This window comes from Burkholderia aenigmatica, from assembly GCF_902499175.1.
In the GTDB taxonomy this organism is placed as follows: Bacteria; Pseudomonadota; Gammaproteobacteria; order Burkholderiales; family Burkholderiaceae; genus Burkholderia; species Burkholderia aenigmatica.
In genome coordinates, this window is the sequence record NZ_CABVQC010000014.1 from 84,708 (window position 1) to 103,966 (window position 19,259).

Below are 19,259 nucleotides of genomic sequence, written 5' to 3' on the forward strand. Positions count from 1 at the left end.
TCTCGTGCCGGTTACTTCGTTTGCTTCGCTTGTTTCAATCGTTCGGTGACTTCGTGATGCGCGGTCAAGGTCGCGCCGTCTTGAAGCCAAGCCAGGTCCGGCCTTCAAGACGCATCGCGGCCGGCGATTCGGCGATCGGCGTGAACAGCGTACGCCGCGTCGCCTCGTCCGGATAGATGCCCGGATCGCGCACCAACGCCGGATCCATCAGCTTCAGCGCGCCCTGGTTCGCATTCGCGTAGCGCGTCGAGTTCGAGATCTTCGCGATCACGTCCGGGCGCAGGATGTAGTTGATGAACGCATGCGCGTTGTCCGGATGTTTCGCGGAGGCCGGAATGACCATCGCGTCGAACCACATCAGGGTGCCGATCCGCGGAATGTCGTACACGACGTCGCGTTTCGGATCGCGTGCCTTCGCCTTCTGCGCGGCCAGGTTGATCGCGCCGGAGAAGCCGACCGTCACGCACAGCTCGCCGTCGATCAGTTCGTTGGAATCGGACGAATTGACGAACTCGCGGATGAACGGCCGGATCTTCATCAGCATCGCCTGCGCGGCCGCATAGTCCTGCGCGGACGGATGCATCGGATCGCGGCCGATATAGCGCAGCGCCAGCGGCAGCACGGTGCTCGCGGAATCCTGCAGCCCCAGCCCGCACTTCGCGGCCACGCGCGACGCGATCTCCGGCTTGAACAGCAGGTCGAGGCTGTCGGCCGGCATGTCCTTGCCGAGGATCCCGCGCACCTTGGCACGGTCGTAGCCGACGCCCACGGTGCCCCACATGTACGGCACGCCGTACTGGTTGCCCGGATCGGATTGCGCCATCTGCTTCAGCAGCGACGGATCGAGATACTTCAGGTTCGGCAGCCGGTTCTTGTCGAGCTTGCGAAACACGCCGGCCTGGATCTGCTTGGCCATGAAGTCGTTGGTCGGCCACACGAGGTCGTAGCCGCTGTTACCGGTCAGCAGCTTCGACTGCAGCGTCTCGTCGCTGTCGTACGCGTCGTAGCGCACCTTGATGCCGGTTTCCTTCTCGAAGCCGGCCAGCGTATCCGGCGCGAAGTAATTGCTCCAGTTGTACAGGTTCAGCACCTTCTCTTCGTCGGCGCGGGCCGCGCCGGCCAGCACGCACAGCGCGAGGCCCGACGCCGCGAAGCGCAACCATCCTGTTCGTTTCATCGTGCTTCCCTCATCGATAACACGACGACACGCCGTCGCTGGTCAGCAACGTGCGATACATCTCCGGGCGGCGATCGCGGAAAAAGCCCCACGATTGCCGGTCGGCACGGATCGCATCGAGATCGAACGTATGCACGAGCACGGCTTCGTCGGTGCGGCTCGCCTCGGCCCGCTTCTCGCCGGTATGATCCGCGATGAAGCTCGACCCGTAGAACACGCCGGTGAGCCCCTGCTGCTCCGGATTGCCGTTGCCGAAGCCGACTTCGCGGCCGATCCGGTTCGCGGCCACCACCGGCACCATGTTGGCGGCTGCGTGGCCCTGCATCGTGCGCTGCCAGTGGCCGGACGAATCGAACTCGCTGCTGAACGGCTCCGAGCCGATGATGGTCGGGAAGCACAGGATCTCGGCGCCCATCAGCGCGAGGCTGCGCGCCGTCTCCGGATACCACTGGTCCCAGCAGATGCCGATGCCGATCCGGCCGAAGCGCGTGTCCCACACCTTGAAGCCGGTGTCGCCCGGCGTGAAATAGAACTTCTCCGTATAGCCCGGCCCGTCCGGGATATGCGTCTTGCGATAAACGCCGAGCACGCGCCCGTCCGCGTCCGCCACGGCGACCGAGTTGTACGCGGCATTGCCCGCGCGCTCGAAGAAGCCGATCGGCAGCACGATGCCGAGCTCGCCGGCCAGCGCCGCGAAACGGGCGATCTGCGCGTTGCCTTCGAATGGCTGCGCGAGTTCGAGATGGCGCACGTTCTGATCGAGGCAGAAGTACGGCATCGCGAACAGCTCCGGGCACAGCACGAGATTCGCGCCCTGTGCGGCGGCCGCGCGGATCAGGCGCTCCGCGGTGGCCATGTTGTCTTCGAGATTCCAGCTGCCCGACGCCATCTGGACGGCGGCGACGGTGATGTGCTTGGACGGCATTGCGATTGCTCCTCGGTGGTACCGGAAACCGCTGACGAAACGTCGCTCAGTTCGCGACGGATGGCTGCTGCTGCGTCGAACAGTGGATGCTGCCGCCGCCGATCGACAGCGTCGGAATCGGCAGCATCTCCACGTTACGCCCCGGGAACGCGCGACTGAATGCCTCGCGCGCGGCCTGATCCTGCTCGACGCCGAACGCGGACACGATCACCGCGCCGTTCACCAGGATGTAGTTCGCATAGCAATCGCAGTAGCGCTCGGAGCCGAAGCGTTCGGTGACGATCGGCGACGGCAGGTCGAGCAGCTCGAAGCGGCGCCCCGCCGCGTCGGTCGCGAGTTCCAGCGCGCGTCGGTTTTCCCGCATCACGTGAAAATAGTCGCCCTGCTCCGGCAGCGCGGTCTGGCACAGCATCCGGCCGGGTGCGATGAACGACGCGATGCCGTCCACGTGCCCGTTCGTCTCCACTTCGTCCGGATTGCCCGGCAGCCAAATGATCTTCTCAACGCCCAGCATCCGGCGCAGCTCCGTCTCGATCTCCGCGCGGCTCAGGTGCGGATTGCGATTCGGATGCAGCAGGCAGCTCTCGGTGGTGATCAGCGTGCCCTGCCCGTCGACATAGAACGAGCCGCCTTCCAGCACCATGTGCGAATTGAAGATCTCCGCGCCGGCCGCACGCGCGATGTCCTGCCCGGCCTGCTGGCAGCCGTCGTATGGCTGGTACTTCTCGCCCCAGCAGTTGAAGCGGAACACGGCCGCACCCAGCCCGCGCTGTTCGCTCACGAGGAAGACCGGCCCGCAGTCGCGCAGCCAGTTGTCCTCGGCCGCGACCGGCAGCACGTCGACGCTCGCACCGACCATTTCCCGCGCGGTATCGGCCTGGCTGTGGTGCGCGGCCACCACGCAGCGCTGGTAGCGGGCGATTGTCCGCGCGACCAGCGCGAACTCGCGGCACACCTGCGCGTAATGGCTCCCCCACAGATCCTCGCGATCGTGGAGAACCGGCCATCCGAGCCACGTGGCATCCATGGATTCCCATTCCGCGGGCATCCGGTAACCGCGCTGGCGAGCATCAAAGCGACCCATCGTTCCGTCTCCGTTGTGATTGATGGCCGATTGTGCGTCAGGTTAAACTTGATGAATATTGATATTTATTGGCCGAATCAATCAATTCATCTCATACCTCGATGCAACGCGTTCCGTCCCTGAAACTGCTGACCGGCTTCGAAGCCGCAGCCCGGCTGGGTAATTTCTCGCGCGCGGCCGACGAGCTCCACCTGTCGCAATCGGCGATCAGCCATCAGATCCAGCAGCTCGAAGCGCAGCTCGGGCAGCCGCTGTTCCGCCGGCGCGGTCGCGGTGTCGAACTGACCATCGCCGGCGAGGTCCTGCAGCGCAGCGTGCAGCGCGCGATGGACACGCTGCGCGGCGGCCTCGACCGCATCGCGACCTACCTGAATCCGGGGCTGGTCGTGCTGGTGTGTCCCGCGCCGTTGCTGCACGGCTGGCTGCAGCCGCGCCTCGAGCAGTTGCAGCAGGTCCTGCCCGACCTGTGCCCGCTGCTGTCGACCGACGAAACCGCGCGCTACGTCGACGAGATCGACGTCGACATGACGATCGGCACGCGGCCGATGCTGCAGCCCGGCCTGCTGGATATCCCGTTCATGCGCGACGAATGGGTGACGGTGTGCGCGACGCCGCTGGCGGAACAACTCGAACGCGTACCGCGCGACGAGCACCCGCAGCATGCGGGAGTCATCTGTCTCGAAGCCAGCCTGACCGACGAGCGCCTGGCGACCGTGTTCCGCGAGCGGCTGTCGGCATTCCGGATGCATGCGATCTACGACGACCAGCGGCTCGTGCTGGACGCCGTGCTGCGCGGCCGCGGCATCGCCTGCCTGCCGCGGCTCGTCGCGCAGGCGGGCATCGACCAGCGCACCCTGACCGTGCTCGCCGGCTACCCGCGCCTGCCCGGCACCACGTGGTGGCTGTCGCGCATGGAAGGCCCGTCGCGTTCGCCGATCGTCGAGCGGATGTTCGAATGGCTGGTCGAGCAAGGCCGCCTGTCGAGCGCATCCGGTCCGGCGCCCGACCACGCACCGCCACCACCCGCGTAATCGCACGCCGCAAAAAAAACGTCCCGCCGGTTGGCGGGACGTTCGTCATGATGCGCACACTGCGCGGCCGATCACGGCTCGTGACGCAGATACCCTTCCTTGCTCGGGTCGCGCATCAGCCACGACACGAGCAGCGAGATCGCGCACAGCACGGTCACGTACCAGTAGAAGGTTTCCTCGCTGCCGATCGACTTGAACCACAGCGCAACGTACTCAGCCGAGCCGCCGAAGATCGCGTTCGCGACCGCGTACGACAGGCCGACACCCATCGCGCGCACTTCCGGCGGGAACATCTCGGCCTTGATCAGCCCGCTGATCGACGTGTAAAAGCTGACGATCGCGAGCGCGATCGTAATCAGCACGAACGCAGTCACCGGGCTCGTCACGTCCTTCAACGCATGCATCAGCGGCACCGTGCCGATCACCGAGAACGTACCGAACAGGATCATCGACGTGCGACGGCCGATCTTGTCGGACAGCGCGCCGAACACCGGCTGCATCAGCATGTAGACGAGCAGCGCGACGGTCATCACGTTGCTGGCCGTCTTCGCATGCATGCCGGCCGTGTTCACGAGGTACTTCTGCATATACGTCGTGAACGTGTAGAAGATCAGCGAGCCGCCGGCCGTGAAGCCGACCACCGTAAAGAACGCGCCCTTGTGCTGCCACACGCCGCGGATCGTGCCCGCGTCTTTCTTGTCGCGCGATGCGGTCGTCGACGTCTCATCGAGCGACTTGCGCAGGTACAGCGAGATCAGCGCGGCCGCCGCGCCGACCACGAACGGAATGCGCCAGCCCCACGCCTTCAGTTCGCCGGCCGACAGCGTCTGCTGCAGGATCACGAGCACGAGCAGCGCGCACAGCTGGCCGCCGATCAGCGTCACGTACTGGAACGACGCGAAGAAGCCGCGGCGGCCCTTCAGTGCCACCTCGCTCATGTAGGTCGCGCTCGTGCCGTATTCGCCGCCCACCGACAGCCCCTGGAACAGCCGCGCGACCAGCAGCAGCGCGGGCGCGAGCGCGCCGATCTGCGCATAGGTCGGCAGCACCGCGATCACGAGCGAGCCGCCGCACATCATCAGCACCGAGATCATCATCGCGTTGCGGCGGCCGTGGCGGTCGGCGATGCGGCCGAATAGCCAGCCACCGATCGGACGCATCAGGAAGCCGGCCGCGAACACGCCGGCCGTGTTCAGCAGCTGCGTCGTCGTGTTGCCGCTCGGGAAGAACGCCGGCGCGAAGTACAGCGCACAGAACGAATAGATGTAGAAGTCGAACCACTCGACGAGGTTGCCCGACGAGGCGCCGACGATGGCGAACACGCGTCGCCGGGTGTCATGCGCGGACAGCGCAGCTTGGTCGGTCTGGACGTCCATGGATTGGTCAGTTCCTTTTAGTGCTTTCTGGGCGAGACGGCTGGGGGCCGCCGCGTGCGATCGCACGTGGCACCGGTTCCGGCGCACGGCGCTACAGGATTTTAGCGAAATGTAAAGTAACAGGCTCTCCGGGTTCGTCCGGATGTAGAAAATTTTTCTCCTGCCACGCGTTCGTCATATGAAAACGCCAGCCGCAAGGCTGGCGTCCGATGCAAACTTTCTGCCGGCGAGGTTCAGATCCGGACCTCCGGCGGCACGTAGCGGCACTCGTAGCGCTTGCGCACGGTACCGGCCTCGTCGACGCTTTCCAGGAACACGTCGAACTGCCAGAGCCGCGCCATATGCTTGAGCACCTCGTCGCTGTCGTTCGACAGGTGGCGGTTGTCGGTCATGAAGTGGCGCAGCGTGAGGCTGCGGTCGCCGCGCGTGTTCACCGCCCACACCTGGATGTTGGGCTCGCGGTGATGGATGTCGTACTGCCTCGACAGCGCCTGCCGTACGTACTGGTAGCCCGAATCGTCGTGGATCGCCGACACCTCGAGCGAATCGCGCATGTCGTCGTCGAGCACCGAGAACAGCCGCATGTCGCGGATCAGGCTCGGCGACAGGTACTGTGCGATGAAGCTCTCGTCCTTGAAGTTGCGCATCGCGTAGTGCATCGCCGGCAGCCACGGGGTGCCCGCGATCTCCGGAAACCACTTGTAGTCTTCTTCCGTCGGCGCTTCGCAGATCCGCCGGATGTCGCTCATCATCGAGAAACCGAGCGCGTACGGGTTGATCCCGCTGTAGTACGGCTTCGTGACGGGCGGCTGGTAGACCACGTTGCTGTGCGAATGCAGGAACTCCATCATGAAGCCGTCTTCCAGCTTCCCCTGGTTGTACAGCGTGTTCAGCAGCGTGTAGTGCCAGAACGTCGCCCAGCCTTCGTTCATCACCTGCGTCTGCCGCTGCGGGTAGAAATACTGGCCGATCTTGCGCACGATGCGGATCACTTCCCGCTCCCACGGTTCGAGCAGCGGTGCATTCTTCTCCGCGAAATACAGCAGGTTCTCCTGCGGCTCCGGTGGATAGCGGTCTTCCTGCTCTTCCATCTGCTCGGGCTTCTTGCCCGGCAGCGTGCGCCACAGTTCGTTCACCTGCGACTGCAGGTACGCCTCGCGCTCGCGCCGCAGCGCCGCCTCCTTCGACAGCGAAGGCTTCTGCGGCCGCTTGTAGCGGTCGACGCCGTAGTTCATCAGCGCATGGCACGAATCGAGCAGTTCCTCGACGCGGTCGAGCCCGTAGCGCTCTTCACATTCCGCGACGTAGTTCTTCGCATACACGAGATAGTCGATGATCGCGTGCGCGTCGGTCCACAGCCGGAACAGGTAGTTGCCCTTGAAGAACGAGTTGTGCCCGTACGCCGCGTGCGCGATGACGAGCGCCTGCATCGTCATCGTGTTCTCTTCCATCAGATACGCGATGCACGGGTTCGAGTTGATGACGATTTCGTAAGCGAGCCCCATCTGGCCGCGACGGTAGCTCTTCTCCGTCGACAGGAAGTGCTTGCCGAACGACCAGTGACGGTAGTTGACGGGCATCCCGACCGACGCATACGCGTCCATCATCTGTTCGGCGCTGATCAGTTCGAGCTGGATCGGATAGATGTCGAGCTCGTATTGTTCCGCGACCTGCGAGATGTGCGTGTCGTATTCCTCGAGCAGTTCGAACGTCCAGTCGGACGGGCACGGCAACGGCTTGCGTTCGGCAACGTTCATACGCGCTTCCTTTTGCCCTGGGCCGGGCAAGTCGGCGGCCGGCGGCGACGGTTCGGCCTGCCCGCGTTGCTGCGATGCGGCAGGACCGGCCGTGTCGTCACCGGAAGGGCGCGGCGCATAGCCGCGCGACTCGTTGTGCAGATGGCGGGTCGTCATGACATTTCCACCTGCTTTTCGAACAATTCGCGAAACACCGGGTAAATGTCGGCAGCCGATTCCACTTTTTTCATCGCGAGATGCGGCTGTGACAGGGCCAGTTGCGCGTATTCCAGCCACAGGTTCTGCTCTTCCGGCGCGACCTGGATATACGCGAAGTAACGCGTCTTCGTGAGGATATCCTCTTCCAGGATTTTGCGACACTTGGGCGAATCGTCCGTCCAGTTGTCGCCGTCGGACGCCTGCGCGCCGTAAATGTTCCACTCGGTCGGCGAGTAGCGCTCGTTCATCACCTTGCGCATCAGCTCGAGCGCGCTCGACACCACCGTGCCGCCGCTCTCGGTCGAATGGAAGAAGGTATCTTCGTCGACTTCCTCGGCGCGCGTGTGGTGACGGATGAACACGACCTCGATGCGCTCGTAGTTCCGTTTGAGGAACAGGTAGAGCAGGATGAAGAAGCGCTTCGACAGATCCTTGCGCTGCTCGTCCATCGAACCCGACACGTCCATCAGGCAGAACATCACGGCCTGGCTCGACGGTTGCGGCTGCTTCACGCGGTTGATGTAGCGCAGGTCGAACGGATCGATGAACGGAATCCGCCAGATGCGCCCCTTCAGGTGATGGATCTCGGCCTCGAGCACCGCGATCTCCGCGCGCCGGTCTTCCGGATCGCTCTTCATCGCCTCGAGCTGGGCCTCGAGTTCGCGCAGCTCGTTGACGAGCGGCGAGCCGAGCGCGATGCGACGCCCGAGCGCGCTGCGCAGCGAACGCACGACGTCGATGTTGTTCGGCGTGCCTTCCGCCGACCAGCCCGCGCGCACGTTCTTCCAGCTCGGCACCGTCAGCAGGTGCGTCTTCACGAGGCGCGGCAGTTCGAGATCGTCGAAGAAGTACTGCATGAACTCGTCGCGCGACAACTCGAACACGAAGTCGTCCTGCCCTTCGCCCTCGTTGCTCGCCTGACTGCCTCCCCCGCCCGAGCCGCCCTGCGGACGCGGGATCTTGTCGCCGCGTACGTAGTCCTCGTTGCCGGGGTGCACGTATTCACGACGTCCGCCAGGGCCGTGCCGAAAATTCGGCTCCGCGATGTCCTTGCGCGGGATCGTGATGCTCTGCGTGCTCTGGATATCCTTGATGCTACGGTCGCGCACCGCGTCGGACACGGCACGACGAATGTAGTTCTTGACGCGACGCAGAAAGCGTTCGCGGTTGGCGATACTCTTGTTCTTGCCGGCCAGCCTGCGGTCGATGATTTGATGAAGCACTCCCGGTCTCCCGCTCGAAAGTCGATATGCCGGGACGCTCGCCGCACATGCCGTCTCCCGTCATGCGGGCGGCGTCTCTGAAAACACCCGTACGGCGACGCCGTACGGGCGCGGTACCGCGCGCGTCATGACGACTTGCGCACGCGCAGGTACCAGTCGCAAAGCAGCCTCACCTGCTTCGGCGTATAGCCCTTCGCGACCATCCGGTTCACAAAGTCCTCATGTTTGCGCTGTTCCTCCGCCGAACCCTTTGCGTTGAACGAAATCACCGGCAACAGTTCCTCGGTGTTCGAGAACATCTTCTTCTCGATCACGACGCGCAACTTCTCGTAGCTCGTCCACACGGGGTTCTTGCCGGCATTCGCCGCCCGCGCACGCAACACGAAGTTCACGATCTCGTTGCGGTAATCCTTCGGATTACTGATGCCGGCCGGCTTCTCGATCTTCTCCAGCTCCGCGTTCAGCGCGGCGCGGTCGAAGCTCTCGCCCGTATCGTGATCGCGGAATTCCTGGTCCTGGATCCAGAAGTCCGCATACGTGACGTAGCGGTCGAAGATGTTCTGGCCGTACTCCGAATACGACTCGAGGTAGGCCGTCTGGATCTCCTTGCCGATGAATTCCGCATAGCGCGACGCGAGCACGTCCTTCACGAAGGACAGGTACTTCTGCTCGGTTTCCGGCGGGAACTGCTCGCGTTCGATCTGCTGTTCGAGCACGTACATCAGGTGCACGGGGTTGGCCGCGACCTCGCTCGAATCGAAGTTGAACACGCGCGACAGGATCTTGAACGCGAAGCGTGTCGACACGCCCGTCATCCCTTCGTCCACGCCCGCGTAGTCGCGGTATTCCTGGTACGACTTCGCCTTCGGATCGGTGTCCTTGAGGTTTTCACCGTCATACACCTGCATCTTCGAGAACAGGCTCGAATTCTCCGGCTCGTGCAGGCGCGACAGCACCGAGAACTGCGACATCATCTTCAGCGTGCCCGGCGCGCACACGGCCTCGGCCAGCGACGAGTTGCGGATCAGCTTCTCGTAGATCTTGGTCTCTTCCGATACGCGCAGGCAGTACGGCACCTTCACGACGAAGATCCGGTCGAGCAGTGCCTCGTTGTTGCGGTTGTTGCGGAACGCCTTCCACTCCGACTCGTTCGAGTGCGCGAGGATGATCCCGTCGAACGGAATCGCGCCGAAGCCCTCGGTGCCCTTGAAGTTGCCTTCCTGCGTCGCAGTGAGCAGCGGGTGCAGCACCTTGATCGGCGCCTTGAACATTTCGACGAACTCGAGCAGGCCCTGGTTCGCCAGGCACAGGCCACCCGAGTAGCTGTATGCGTCGGCGTCGTCCTGCGCGTACTGTTCGAGCTTGCGGATATCGACCTTGCCGACCAGCGACGAGATGTCCTGGTTGTTCTCGTCGCCCGGCTCCGTCTTCGCGATGCCGACTTGCCGCAGGATCGACGGATAGCGGCGCACCACGCGGAACTGGCGGATGTCGCCGTTGTATTCGTGCAGCCGCTTGACGGCCCACGGACTCAGGATGTTTTTCAGGTAGCGGCGCGGAATGCCGTACTGTTCCTCGAGGATCGGGCCGTCTTCGTCGTAGTCGAACAGCCCGAGCGGCGATTCGTTGACGGGCGAACCCTTCAGCGAATAGAACGGCACGCGCTCCATCAGTTGCTTCAGACGCTCGGCGATCGACGACTTGCCGCCGCCCACCGGACCCAGCAGATAGAGGATCTGCTTCTTCTCTTCGAGCCCTTGCGCAGCGTGACGGAAATACGCGACCACTTGCTCGATCACTTCCTCCATTCCGTAGAACTCACGGAATGCCGGATAGACCTTGATGACCTTGTTCGCAAAGATCCGCGACAGGCGCGGCTCGTTGCGGGTATCGATGTGTTCAGGTTCCCCGATTGCTGCCAGCATGCGTTCACCAGCCGTCGCGTACGCGGATGGATCGTTCTTGCAGAGCGCGAGATACTCCTCCAGCGAGAGCTCTTCCTCTCGCGTTTTTTCGAAGCGGTTCGCGAAGCTGCTGTAAATATCCATGCTACCTCCCTCGCCTGAGTCTGAAGACGTGCCTGCCTTCGTACGACTGCGCAGAAGCAAGCGCGTTCGAATTCATCCTAAACCCTTTCTTATTTTTTTTCACGAACTCTTCGTATGAAGTTCGTCATTCTCGACAACACCGCTTGGACAACACATTTCATCGTTTTACAATCGATCTCCCGAGCCGCAGAAACTGCATCCGTCACGTCTCGTCGAACGACGGAACGTCTTGTGCGTTGGACACATCCGACGTCGTCACTTCCCCCCTTCATCCCTATACGTTCGAGCAGCCGTTTGCGACGACACGTTGCGCGCGCCGTTACAAATTTTTTTCGCAGCGCCCTTACGGAGATACCCGTACGACGGATGCGGGAACGTCACGTGCAGCTGTGCACGCGTCCGGCGATGCAGGGCACGCGATGCACGCGACGATGCACGATCGTCATTCATGCACATCGCCTGTCACATTTCTCCGCCGCAGAAGCGACGACGCCCGCATATCGCGGGCGTCGTTCGTCACCAAATGGGGATAGATGCGCGGCACGCGCGAATCAGAAGGTCTCCCAGTCATCCGCGTCCGCGGTCACGGCCGACTGCGCGGGCGCAGCAGCGACAGCGACGGGCTTGCGCATCGGCGCCACCGCGGCCACGCGTTTCGGCGGCGCATCGCGATCGTCGCGCACAGCAGTTGCGCGTTGCGCAACGTCAGTCTGGACGGGCATGGCAACCGCGACGGAAGGCGCACGCGGCGCGTGACGCACCGCAACCGGCGCTGCGGCGCCCGGGCGTGACGTGTCGTCGTCGAGCTGGAATACCGCCGCTGTTTCACGCAGGCGCCCGGCCTGTTCGTCGAGCGACTGTGCGGCAGCCGCGGCTTCCTCGACGAGCGCCGCATTCTGCTGCGTGACCTCGTCCATCTGTGCGACCGCGCGCGCCACCTGGTCGATCCCGCCGCTCTGCTCCTCGGACGCCGCTGCGATCTCGCCCATGATGTCCGTCACGCGCTGCACCGCACCGATCACGTCGCTCATCGTGCGCCCCGCTTCGTCGACCAGCGTGGAACCCGACCGGATGCGCTCCACCGACGCGTCGATCAGCACCTTGATCTCCTTGGCCGCAGTCGACGAGCGCTGGGCCAGGCTGCGCACCTCACCCGCGACGACCGCGAAACCTCGGCCTTCCTCGCCTGCCCGCGCGGCTTCGACCGCTGCATTCAGCGCAAGAATATTGGTCTGGAACGCGATTCCCTCGATGATCGCAATGATGTCCGCGATCTTCGCCGAGCTGTCGTTGATCTCGCCCATCGTGCCGACCACCTGGCCGACCACCGTATTGCCCTTGTTTGCAATCTCCGACGCATTCGCGGCCAGCGAGCTGGCCTGGCGTGCATTGTCCGCGTTCTGTTTCACGGTGCCGGTCAGCTGTTCCATGCTCGATGCGGTTTCCTGCAGCGCTGCGGCCTGCTCCTCGGTGCGCGACGACAGGTCGATGTTGCCGGCCGCGATCTGGCGCGCCGCGGTCGCGATCGACTCGCTGCCGCCGCGCACGGTGCGCACCGTGTCGACGAGCCCGCGCTGCATCTTGCCCAGGCCCTGGAGAAGCTGGCCCATCTCGTCATGCCGGTCCACGACGATCGGCCGGCGCAGGTCGCCGGCGGCAATCGCGTCGAAATGTGCAAGCGCGTCGGCAATCGGACGGCCGATCGCGCGGCTCAGCGTCAACCACGACATCAATGCGGCGCCGATCCCGGCCACGAGCGCGACGATCGACAGCACGCGCAGCGTGTCGAACGCCGACTCCGCATGATTGAAGCTCACCTGCGCATCCGTGAACTGGAAGTTGCGCAGCGCCTCGCTGGCCACCGCGAGGTCGTTGTAGAGCACCTGGAGCTGCTTGGCGCCGTCGCCGATGCGATCGCGCTGATCCGCGCCAAGGACGCTCGCGAACGCGTCACAGCCGTGCTGCATCGCCTCGCGCTTCGCGACGACGTCCTGCGCGAGCCGATCCTCCTCGGGCCCGCGCGGCAGCGCCAGGTATTTCTGCCACCACGCGTCGGCCTGCGTGCGCATCGCGCGGCTACGCTCGACGGCGGCCGCCGCATCGGGCGTGCCGGCCAGCAGCGCCGCGCGGTCGAGCGCAAGACGCTCGCGCGCCGCATACATTTCCGCCATCGCCACATCGACCGCGCTCGGCATCTGGTTCGTGAAAATATCGCGCGTCGAGTCGTTCGAGCGCGTCATGCCGTACACCCCGAGCACGCCGGTTACACCCAGCAGCACCGCCAGAAATGCCATCGTCAAACCGATGCGCGCGCGAATCGTCAGGTTCCTGAACACCATCATCCATCCTGTGTTGCGTCATGAACGGGCCCGGCCCGTTGGCTCGAAGCACTGCTTCACCCGGTGCATTTACGACCGTGCACCGCACAACTTGATGGCGATCTCGCTATTTTTTCGAATTATTCGTCTGTTTATTACAAATAGCTGAATGAATAATGCGCGTCTCGCGTGTGTTCGGGAAACCAGGAGATGGAAGGCCCTCCACTGCCGGCGGGCGTCGCGGCGCCCGGCCGGCCGTCGTTGGCGACGAGCCGGCCGCGATGGGCGATCAGGCCCTATCGGCCAGTTCGGCTAGCGTTGGAATCGACGGCTGCGCGCCCGCTCGCGTGACCGACAGTGCCGCTGCGCGTTGCGCGAAGCGGATGGCCGTGTCGACGTCCGCGCTGGCCGCGAGCTGCGCGGCAAAGCCGCCGATGAAGGTATCGCCGGCCGCCGTCGTGTCGACGGCCTGCACGGTGGGCGCCGGATAATGCCGCGCCGCACCATCGGCCGTCAGCGCCAGCACGCCGCGCGCGCCCAGCGTGACCAGCACGTTGCGCGCGCCGCTTGCCTGCAGCGCCCGCGCGGCGGCTTCCGCCTCCGCCGGGTCGCGCACGGGCAGCGCGGTCAGCGCGGCGGCCTCGACCTCGTTCGGGATCAGGTAATCGACGAGCGGCAGCCAGCCGTCCGGCAGCGGTGCGACGGCCGGGGCCGGATTGAGCACCACCGTGCGGCCGAGCCGACGCCCGGCCGACAGCGCTGCGAACACCGCGTCCGGTGGCGTTTCGAGCTGGCAGATAACGACGTCGGCCGACGCCAGTGCGGCCTCGTGCTGCGCGACCATATCGGTCGTGACCTCGCCGTTGCCGCCCGCGACGATCACGATCGCGTTCTGGCTCGCATCGTCGACAACGATCAGCGCAACGCCGGTCGATGCCGACGCGCTCGTCGCGAGCCCCGCGCAATCGATCCCCTCGGCTTCGAGGCCCGCGCGCAGGGCCGCGCCATGCGCATCCGCGCCGACGCAGCCGATCATCGCGACTTGCGCACCAAGCCGCGCAGCGGCGACGGCCTGGTTGCCGCCCTTGCCACCCGCCGCCTGCGCGAACGCGTGACCGGCGAGCGTTTCGCCCGGCAACGGCAGACGCGGCGCGCGCACGACGAGATCCATGTTGAGGCTGCCGACCACCGTCACACGGCCGGCGCCCGGTGCGAGCGCCGTCATGCGCGACCGCCGGAGGCCGGCGGCTCGCGGTAGATCGCTGTCGATTCACGCAGCACGAGGCGCGGCGATACGACGCGGCGGCGGCTCGGCACGGCCGTCGAGCCGCCACCGATCCGCTCGATCAGTGTCTGCGCGGCCATTTCGCCGAGCGCGCGCACCGACTGGCCGACCGTCGACAGTGCCGGATACGTGTAGCGGGAAAATTCGATGTCGTCGAACCCGATGATCGAGCAGTCGTCGGGCACGCGCATGCCGCGCTCGGCCGCCGCGCGCAGTGCGCCAACACCCATCAGGTCGTTGCCCGCGAAGATCGCGCTCGGCCGCACCGATTCGAACAGCCGCGACGCCGCGTGATAACCGCCGAGGCACGAGAAGTCGCTCTCCGCGATCGCGCCCGGCACGATGTCGACCCCGCGCTCGGCCATCGCGCGGATGAAGCCGTGCACGCGCATCGCGCTGACGGCCGTGTCGGTCGGCCCCGTAATGCAGCCGATCTTCGCGTGCCCGAGCTCGAGCAGGTGCCGCGTCGCCAGGTACGCGCCGCGCTCGTGGTCGATCTGCACGAGATCGGCCGCGAGCCCCTCGATGTTGCGGTCGACGACGACGAGCGGCGCGTGAATATCCGCGAGCGTCTGCGCGAGCACCGCATCCTCGCCGGCCGATGCGACGATCAGCCCGTCGATGCGCTTTTCCTGCAGCACGCGCAGGTAGTTGCGCTGCTTCACCGGATCGTCGTCCGAGTTGCAGAAGAACACGCAATAGCCGTTGGCCGCGCACTGATCCTCGATGCCGCGCGCAAGCTCCGCGAAGTACGGATTCGTGCTGTTCGGCACGACGAGGCCGATGGTCGCCGTCGCACGCGCCTTCAGCGAGCGCGCCACGGCCGACGGCACGTAATTCAGCTCGCGGATTGCGCCCTCGACCTTCGCACGCACATCCGCGGACACCGGCCGCGAATTGTTCACCACGTGCGAGACGGTCGTAAACGACACGCCCGCCATGGCCGCCACATCCTTGATCGTCGCCATTTCCCGTTTCTCTCTGGTCTGTTCTGTCTGTCTTTCTACCGCACGCGTGTGCGCCGGCTGCGATACGTATCGAGCACGACTGCCACCACGATTACCGCGCCGGTGATGATCCGTTTCGTCGGTTCGTTCGCACCGATCTGCGCAAGCCCCGCGGCCAGCACGGAGATGATCAACACGCCGAAGAACGTGCTGATCACCGAGCCGCGCCCGCCCATCAGGCTCGTGCCGCCGATCACGACGGCCGCGATCACCTGCAGTTCGAGGCCCACGCCCGCGTTCGGGTCGGCCGCCTCGAGCCGCGAAATCTGGAACAGCGACGCGAGCCCGGCGAGCGCGCCCATCAGTGCGAATACGAGAATTTTATACGGCCGGGGGTTAACCCCTGCAAGTCGGACGGCTTCCTCGTTCGTGCCGATCCCGACGAGATAGCGTCCGAATACGGTGCGCGTCAGCACGAACTGGGCCGCGATCATCACCGCGACCGCGATCAGGAATGCCGGCGAGATGCCGAGCGCGATCGGGTTCGACAGGAAATCGAACGCGTCGCCGATATACGCCGTGCGCGAATTCGTCAGCTGGTACGCGACGCCGCGCGCGGCCTCCAGCACGCCGAGCGACACGATAAAGGACGGAATCCGCCAGCCGACCGTGACCGCGCCCGTCAGCGCGCCCGTAACGGCTGCGACCGCGATGCCGATCAGCGCGGCCGGCAGCGGCCCCCACTGCCATTTCAGCGCGGCGACGCTGACCATCGACGCGGCGAGCGCGAGCACCGAGCCGACCGACAGGTCAATCCCGGCGATGATCAGCACGAAGGTCATCCCGACCGACATCACGACGAGATCGGGAATCTGGTTCGCGATCGTGCTGAACGTGTCGTAGGTCAGGAAATGCGAGCTCAGCACCGAAAACAGCACGATCATCGCGGCGAGCGCGCCGGCGAGCCCGAGATAGTTCGACAACCCGAGCCGCGTGCCGGACAGCGTGCGCGCGCGTCGCCCCGTCACGTCCTGCTGCGCGCGTGCGTCGGTCGGGGTTACGGGAGGCTGGGTCATGGCTGTCGTCCTGTCGTCGAAGTGCCCGGAGCGGCGCCTGGCGCCTGCCCCGCGTCCGGATGCCGTGTGCCGCCCGGCGGCGTCTCGCGGCCGAAGCCGGCGAACGCCGCGGCCAGCAGCGCATCCTGGGTCCAGTTGCCGCGCTCGAACACGGCGGTCATGCGGCCGGCCGACATCACGCCGATCCGGTCGCAGATCAGCATCAGCTCGCGCAGGTCGCTCGACACGACGACGAGCGCGCGGCCTTCGCGCGCGAGCGCCCCCATCAGCGTGTAGATCTCGAACTTCGCGCCGACGTCGATCCCGCGGGTCGGCTCGTCGAACAGCAGCACGCCCATGTCGCGCGCGAGCCAGCGGCCGATCACGACTTTCTGCTGATTGCCGCCCGACAGCTCGCCGACCGCCTGCGACGCACCGTGCGTGCGGATCCGCAGCGCGTCGATCTGCTGCTCGGCGAGCGCCGTTTCGCGCGCGCTGTCGACGATGCCGCCGCGCGCGAGCCGGTCGAGCTGGCCGAGCGACACGTTCGCGGTGATCGACTGCGACAGCAGCAGCCCTTCGCCCTTGCGATCCTCGGTGATCAGCGCGATGCCGTGCTTCACCGCCTCGACGGGCGAACCGATCCGCGCCGGCTTCAGCGGCTGGCCGACCGCGATCGTCCCCGCATCCGGCGTATCGGCGCCGTATATCAGCCGCAGCAGCTCGGTGCGTCCCGCGCCGATCAGCCCGGAGATGCCGAAAATCTCGCCCGCGCGGACTTCGAGCGACACGTCGCGCACCGCCGTGCCGCGGGTAAGGCCCGACACGACGAGCCGCGGCGCACCGATACGGCGCTCGCCGAGATCGATGTGCTCGCCGATCTCGCGCCCGACCATCAGCGTGACGAGCCCGTCGGACGTCGTCGCCGCCATGTCGCCCGCATGGACGAGCCGGCCGTCGCGCAGCACCGCGACCCGCTCGGCGACGCGCGCGAGCTCCTCGAGCCGGTGCGAAATGTAGACGATCGCGACGCCGCGCGCCTTCAGCCGGTCGATCTGGTCGAACAGCAGCTCGACTTCGCGCGCGGTCAGCATCGCGGTCGGTTCGTCGAGAATCAGCACGCGACAGTCGCCGATCAGGTTACGCGCGATCTCGACCATCTGCTGATGGCCGATGCCGAGCGCGCCCACCGGCGTATCGGGATCGACCGTATCGAGCCCGACCTGTGCCATCGCGGCCCGCGCATCGTCGCGCAGTCGCGCGCGATCGATGATCCCGAAGCGCTGCGGCAGGCGGTTCAGGAACAGGTTTTCGGCGATCGTCAGTGTCGGCAGCAGGTTCAGCTCCTGCATCACCATGCGCACGCCGAGCGCTTCGGCCTGGGTCCGGCTCGCCGGTGCATACGGCTGGCCGCCGAGCTGCATCGTGCCGGTGGTCGGTTCGACGAGCCCGCCGATGATCTTCGACAACGTGCTCTTGCCTGCGCCGTTCTCGCCCGTCAACGCAAGCGCGTGACCCGGCTCGAGCGTCAGCGTGACGTCGGCGAGCACGGGTTCGGCATAGGTCTTGCCGATGCCGGATACGGACAGCACGGGAGTGGCTGCGCGGGAGGGTTGGAAGGTCGGGTCCATCGCGATCCTGGTTGCGGCCGCGCGCACGCGGCGCGCGGGTGTGACGCTCACAAGTGCATGTGCATGCAGTGGCCGTGATCGCGCTCACCCCGGATAACGGCCGCCGCGCCAAATTCTTGAGGGCGGCGGCCGCATCGGAGCTGCATCACTTCGTCACGAGATCCACCGGCGTCTCGACCACGCCCGACATGTCGGCCTGCTTGCGATGCTCGGCGATCGCCTTGAGCGCCGTGTCGATGCCGAACACCGCCTGCTTCGCCGCGTACTGATCGGCGGTCGCGAGCACGCGGCCGTCCTTCAGCATCGGCTTGATCGCGTTGATGTTGTCGTAGCCGACCACGAGCACCTTGCCCTGCTTGCCGGCCGCGCGCACGGCCGACACGGCGCCGATCGCCATGTTGTCGTTGCCGCACAGCAGCGCCTTCAGGTTCGGGTATTCGTTCAGCATCGCGGCCGCGACCGCATTGCCCTTGTCGATCTCCCATTCGCCGGACTGCACCGACACGACCTTCATCCCGCCCGCCTTCATCGCGTCCTGGAAGCCGGCCGTGCGCTGCTGCGCGTTGGTGGTGGTCGACACGCCTTCGACGATGCCGACCTGATCGCCCGCCTTCAGCCGCTTCGCGAGGTAATCGCCGATCTTGCGCGCGCCCTTGCGGTTGTCCGGGCCGACGAACGGCACGTTCAGGTTTTTCGATTTCAGTACGTCGGGGTCGAGCCGGTTGTCGATGTTCACGACGATGATGCCCGCGTCGACCGCCTTCTTCACGACCGGCACGAGCGCCTTCGAATCGGCCGGCGCGAGCACGATCGCATCGACCTTCGACACGATCATCTGCTCGACGATGCGGATCTGGTTCGCGGTGTCGGTCTCGTCCTTGATGCCGTTGGTGATCAGGTCGAACTGGCTCGCGTTGTGTTTCTGGTATTCCTTCGCGCCCGTTTCCATCGTCAGGAAGAACTCGTTGGCAAGCGACTTCATCACGAGCGCGACCTTCGGCTTGGCCGTCGATTGCGCGTGGACGGCCGGTGCGGCGGCGACCGCGACGGCGGCGAGCGCGGCGGTCAGGAAGCGACGGCGAAAGAGGACATTCATACACATCTCCTGGCGACTGGCCCCAAGGGCCGGACAATTGTTTGACTGTTGTTTTAATGTGAGCAAACGTTTGCGCCACACTACCCGGACAACGGCCATCGATGCTGC

14 protein-coding genes are annotated in these 19,259 nt (G+C 65.4%); 1 reads left to right on the forward strand and 13 read right to left on the reverse strand.

Annotation, left to right across the window (positions count from 1 at the left end; all coding sequences use genetic code 11):
• Positions 1-64: 64 nt before the first annotated feature.
• The 3 genes from BDO18943_RS12670 to BDO18943_RS12680 are packed head-to-tail and all read right to left on the reverse strand — an operon-like array spanning position 65 to position 3,186.
• Positions 65-1,177 (reverse strand): polyamine ABC transporter substrate-binding protein, encoded by a 1,113-nt coding sequence (locus BDO18943_RS12670; RefSeq protein ID WP_235995969.1) that lies wholly within the window; start codon positions 1,175-1,177, stop codon positions 65-67.
• 10 nt (positions 1,178-1,187) lie between these two features.
• The gene (gene aguB / locus BDO18943_RS12675; RefSeq protein WP_175022553.1) at positions 1,188-2,102 is read right to left on the reverse strand and encodes an N-carbamoylputrescine amidase; all 915 of its coding nucleotides are present in this window, start codon (positions 2,100-2,102) and stop codon (positions 1,188-1,190) included.
• Positions 2,103-2,148: 46 nt separating this feature from the next.
• Positions 2,149-3,186 carry an agmatine deiminase family protein gene (locus BDO18943_RS12680; RefSeq protein WP_175022554.1) on the reverse strand — a complete coding sequence of 346 codons (1,038 nt, stop codon included), beginning with the start codon at positions 3,184-3,186 and terminating at the stop codon, positions 2,149-2,151.
• A 101-nt stretch (positions 3,187-3,287) separates the two neighbouring features.
• Here BDO18943_RS12680 and BDO18943_RS12685 point away from each other — a divergent pair, with 101 nt between their 5' ends.
• Positions 3,288-4,217, forward strand: a complete 930-nt coding sequence (locus BDO18943_RS12685; protein WP_175022555.1) for a LysR family transcriptional regulator — start codon at positions 3,288-3,290, stop codon at positions 4,215-4,217.
• A 71-nt stretch (positions 4,218-4,288) separates the two neighbouring features.
• On the opposite strand, the gene BDO18943_RS12690 is transcribed toward BDO18943_RS12685, so the two are convergent.
• The 10 genes from BDO18943_RS12690 to BDO18943_RS12735 form a co-directional block, all read right to left on the reverse strand.
• Positions 4,289-5,593, reverse strand: coding sequence for an MFS family transporter (locus BDO18943_RS12690; protein WP_175022556.1), 1,305 nt, complete (start codon positions 5,591-5,593; stop codon positions 4,289-4,291).
• Positions 5,594-5,826: 233 nt separating this feature from the next.
• A complete protein-coding gene (locus BDO18943_RS12695; protein WP_175022557.1) occupies positions 5,827-7,506 on the reverse strand; it encodes a SpoVR family protein in 1,680 nt (559 codons plus the stop codon).
• Positions 7,503-8,771 carry a YeaH/YhbH family protein gene (locus tag BDO18943_RS12700; protein ID WP_011351906.1) on the reverse strand — a complete coding sequence of 423 codons (1,269 nt, stop codon included), beginning with the start codon at positions 8,769-8,771 and terminating at the stop codon, positions 7,503-7,505. The genes BDO18943_RS12695 and BDO18943_RS12700 overlap by 4 nt, the downstream gene beginning before the upstream one ends.
• A gap of 125 nt (positions 8,772-8,896) precedes the next feature.
• A complete protein-coding gene (locus BDO18943_RS12705; protein ID WP_043182748.1) occupies positions 8,897-10,819 on the reverse strand; it encodes a PrkA family serine protein kinase in 1,923 nt (640 codons plus the stop codon).
• A gap of 551 nt (positions 10,820-11,370) precedes the next feature.
• Positions 11,371-13,158, reverse strand: coding sequence for a methyl-accepting chemotaxis protein (locus tag BDO18943_RS12710; RefSeq protein ID WP_175022558.1), 1,788 nt, complete (start codon positions 13,156-13,158; stop codon positions 11,371-11,373).
• Positions 13,159-13,426: 268 nt separating this feature from the next.
• Positions 13,427-14,362, reverse strand: a complete 936-nt coding sequence (rbsK, locus tag BDO18943_RS12715; protein WP_175022559.1) for a ribokinase — start codon at positions 14,360-14,362, stop codon at positions 13,427-13,429.
• Positions 14,359-15,390, reverse strand: coding sequence for a LacI family DNA-binding transcriptional regulator (locus tag BDO18943_RS12720; protein ID WP_011351902.1), 1,032 nt, complete (start codon positions 15,388-15,390; stop codon positions 14,359-14,361). Before BDO18943_RS12720 ends, rbsK begins: the two co-directional genes overlap by 4 nt.
• A gap of 35 nt (positions 15,391-15,425) precedes the next feature.
• Positions 15,426-16,445, reverse strand: a complete 1,020-nt coding sequence (locus BDO18943_RS12725; protein ID WP_175022560.1) for an ABC transporter permease — start codon at positions 16,443-16,445, stop codon at positions 15,426-15,428.
• Positions 16,442-18,055, reverse strand: a complete 1,614-nt coding sequence (locus BDO18943_RS12730; protein WP_175022561.1) for a sugar ABC transporter ATP-binding protein — start codon at positions 18,053-18,055, stop codon at positions 16,442-16,444. The genes BDO18943_RS12725 and BDO18943_RS12730 overlap by 4 nt, the downstream gene beginning before the upstream one ends.
• Before the next feature lie 145 nt (positions 18,056-18,200).
• Positions 18,201-19,151: a sugar ABC transporter substrate-binding protein gene (locus tag BDO18943_RS12735; protein WP_043182740.1), complete on the reverse strand. Its 951-nt coding sequence runs from the start codon at positions 19,149-19,151 to the stop codon at positions 18,201-18,203.
• Positions 19,152-19,259 lie beyond the last annotated feature (108 nt).

Excerpts from the sequence above, each read along its gene's own strand:
- BDO18943_RS12670 (WP_235995969.1), bottom strand. The coding sequence starts at position 1,177 with ATGAAACGAACAGGATGGTTGCGCTTCGCGGCGTCGGGCCTCGCGCTG.
- aguB (WP_175022553.1), bottom strand. The coding sequence starts at position 2,102 with ATGCCGTCCAAGCACATCACCGTCGCCGCCGTCCAGATGGCGTCGGGC.
- BDO18943_RS12680 (WP_175022554.1), bottom strand. The coding sequence starts at position 3,186 with ATGGGTCGCTTTGATGCTCGCCAGCGCGGTTACCGGATGCCCGCGGAA.
- BDO18943_RS12685 (WP_175022555.1), top strand. The coding sequence starts at position 3,288 with ATGCAACGCGTTCCGTCCCTGAAACTGCTGACCGGCTTCGAAGCCGCA.
- BDO18943_RS12690 (WP_175022556.1), bottom strand. The coding sequence starts at position 5,593 with ATGGACGTCCAGACCGACCAAGCTGCGCTGTCCGCGCATGACACCCGG.
- BDO18943_RS12695 (WP_175022557.1), bottom strand. The coding sequence starts at position 7,506 with ATGACGACCCGCCATCTGCACAACGAGTCGCGCGGCTATGCGCCGCGC.
- BDO18943_RS12705 (WP_043182748.1), bottom strand. The coding sequence starts at position 10,819 with ATGGATATTTACAGCAGCTTCGCGAACCGCTTCGAAAAAACGCGAGAG.
- BDO18943_RS12710 (WP_175022558.1), bottom strand. The coding sequence starts at position 13,158 with ATGGTGTTCAGGAACCTGACGATTCGCGCGCGCATCGGTTTGACGATG.
- rbsK (WP_175022559.1), bottom strand. The coding sequence starts at position 14,362 with ATGACGGCGCTCGCACCGGGCGCCGGCCGTGTGACGGTGGTCGGCAGC.
- BDO18943_RS12720 (WP_011351902.1), bottom strand. The coding sequence starts at position 15,390 with ATGGCGACGATCAAGGATGTGGCGGCCATGGCGGGCGTGTCGTTTACG.
- BDO18943_RS12725 (WP_175022560.1), bottom strand. The coding sequence starts at position 16,445 with ATGACCCAGCCTCCCGTAACCCCGACCGACGCACGCGCGCAGCAGGAC.
- BDO18943_RS12730 (WP_175022561.1), bottom strand. The coding sequence starts at position 18,055 with ATGGACCCGACCTTCCAACCCTCCCGCGCAGCCACTCCCGTGCTGTCC.
- BDO18943_RS12735 (WP_043182740.1), bottom strand. The coding sequence starts at position 19,151 with ATGAATGTCCTCTTTCGCCGTCGCTTCCTGACCGCCGCGCTCGCCGCC.